Origin of the sequence: Streptomyces otsuchiensis (assembly GCF_004305975.1) — a bacterium.
Lineage (GTDB): Bacteria > Actinomycetota > Actinomycetes > Streptomycetales > Streptomycetaceae > Streptomyces > Streptomyces otsuchiensis.
Genome location: NZ_BHZI01000495.1, coordinates 1 through 1,824 on the forward strand (window position 1 = coordinate 1; position 1,824 = coordinate 1,824).

Consider the following 1,824-nt stretch of genomic DNA (forward strand, 5'->3'; position numbering starts at 1 on the left):
CCATCGGCGAGGCCACCATCACCGCCACTGACGAGCATCCCTTCTGGTCTCCCGAGTCCGGCGAATGGACCCACGCGACCGACCTCAAGCCCGGCCAGCTGCTGGAACTCCCAGACCGCACACGCGCACCGGTCACGACACTCCACCGCTGGACCCAGCCGACCACCGTCCACAACCTCACTATCGAGGGCCTCCACACGTACTACGTGCTGGCGGCGCAGACTCCGGTTCTGGTTCATAATTCCAACTGCCCGCTGACTGGCGGGTTCAAGGTGGGCGTCAGCCCGGACGAGATCGCCGATATTAACCGCAGCTTCGGTGGGGAGACGTTGTTGAATGGTTCGCCCGCAAACACTCTGGCTAATGCCAGTCGCTATGACAGCTTCTGGGATAAATCGGCAGTTGTGATCCGGGATATCGCGGGAAGCCACATGTTCAATAACGGGAATAAGCGAACTGCTCAGGCTACAGTTGAGCAGTTGATGCAACGGAACGGCGTCACAAGCGGTCCCACTTCCGGTGATCTCCGAAGTGTCATCGATAGGGTAGGCAAAGGTCAGCTGCATGACGTCAGTGACATCTCAGCGGCCTTGAGAGGCTATTGATAGGAGCAAAGGTGATGGATCTCGAGCAGCTCATGGACAAGTTGGGTCGCTCTGGCGTCACTGTCATCCTCAAGGTGGATGATGAGAGGATGGCGGAAGGTGGAGAGCCTTGGACGTTGGTAATGTCGGGGCCGGGGCTAGGTGAGCAGGGATTTATCCGTGCTGAATCTTCCAACCTCAGTGACTGCCTGGAGCAAGGGTTCGCACGGCTGCGTGCCAGGCCCGGCGACTGGGAATGGCTGACTGATTTCTAGTAGTCACCTAAATGAGGCCCTCCCGGGAAATTCAGGAGGGCCTCATACCGTTTGACGGCAGCGCCGACGGCAACGTCAGCGCCGGCGGGTTGTCGGGGGCGCCGAGGGTGTCGATGGCCTGGCGTTGGAGACGGGGTCGGACGTGGGCGTAGACGGTGGCGGTGACGCCGATGTGGGCGTGGCCGAGGAGCTCCTTGGTCACGACGAGTTCGACTCCCTGTTCCAGGAGCAGGGTGGCGGTGGAGTGGCGGAGGTCGTGGAAGCGGATCGTCCGGAGTCGGGCCTTGTGGAGGAGGCGGCGGAAGCGGCGGGTGAGGTTGCCGGGGTCGAGCGGCCTGCCCTTCGGGGTGGTGAAGACGAGCCCGTTGTCCGTTCTGCCAGGTCCTCGTGCGGTGCGGGTGCCGAGCTGACCGAGCGGATAGTCGAGGTCCATGCGAGATCACGCGGAACCAACGGCGCCCCGCGCGTGCATGCCGTGCTCATGTGCCAGGGTGCCGGGTGCGGCCGTCGTCGTGTTGCACGGCTGATCCGGGCCGCCGGGCTGCGAGGCCGGCACCGCCGACGACGGCACCCGACCACGATCCCCGATCCCCGATCCCTTCTGTCCCGACCTCATCGCCCGGGACTTCCAGCCCGACCGCACCGGGCTCGATGCCCGCTGGTGCGGCGACATCACGTATGTCCCGACGGAGGAGGGCTGGCTCTATCTGGCCACGGTCATAGACATCGCCTCCCGGCTCGTAGTCGGCTGGGCAACCGCCGATCACCTGCGGACCGATCTGGTTGCCGAGGCGCTGACAGCCGCCTGCCGGCAGTGTCGCCCCACCCATCCCGTGATCTTCCATTCGGATCGCGGCTGTCAACACACCAGTCAGCAATTCGCCGCCCTATTGATCCGAAACGCTTCGGGTTCAGGCTCGTTGATGGTGTGTGAGTGATCTGGTGGGGGACGCGCGGACCTGGTC

3 protein-coding genes and 2 pseudogenes are annotated in these 1,824 nt (G+C 63.8%); 4 read left to right on the forward strand and 1 reads right to left on the reverse strand.

Going from position 1 to position 1,824, the window contains the following annotated elements; translation table 11 throughout:
* Together E0D90_RS25390 and E0D90_RS25395 are read left to right on the forward strand one after the other, a co-directional pair.
* On the forward strand, positions 1–605 hold a 605-nt coding region (locus tag E0D90_RS25390; protein WP_130800255.1), incomplete at its 5' end, for a polymorphic toxin-type HINT domain-containing protein.
* A 14-nt stretch (positions 606–619) separates the two neighbouring features.
* Positions 620–859: a hypothetical protein gene (locus tag E0D90_RS25395; protein WP_130800256.1), complete on the forward strand. Its 240-nt coding sequence runs from the start codon at positions 620–622 to the stop codon at positions 857–859.
* 31 nt (positions 860–890) lie between these two features.
* On the opposite strand, the pseudogene E0D90_RS25400 reads toward E0D90_RS25395, so the two are convergent.
* Positions 891–1,256 (reverse strand): annotated as a pseudogene (locus E0D90_RS25400) (tyrosine-type recombinase/integrase); the annotation flags it as partial.
* Positions 1,257–1,277: 21 nt separating this feature from the next.
* Here E0D90_RS25400 and E0D90_RS28670 point away from each other — a divergent pair.
* Both E0D90_RS28670 and E0D90_RS28515 read left to right on the forward strand, forming a co-directional pair.
* Positions 1,278–1,367, forward strand: a pseudogene (locus E0D90_RS28670) (hypothetical protein); the annotation flags it as partial.
* 106 nt (positions 1,368–1,473) lie between these two features.
* Positions 1,474–1,797, forward strand: a complete 324-nt coding sequence (locus E0D90_RS28515) for a DDE-type integrase/transposase/recombinase (protein WP_227870503.1) — start codon at positions 1,474–1,476, stop codon at positions 1,795–1,797.
* Positions 1,798–1,824 lie beyond the last annotated feature (27 nt).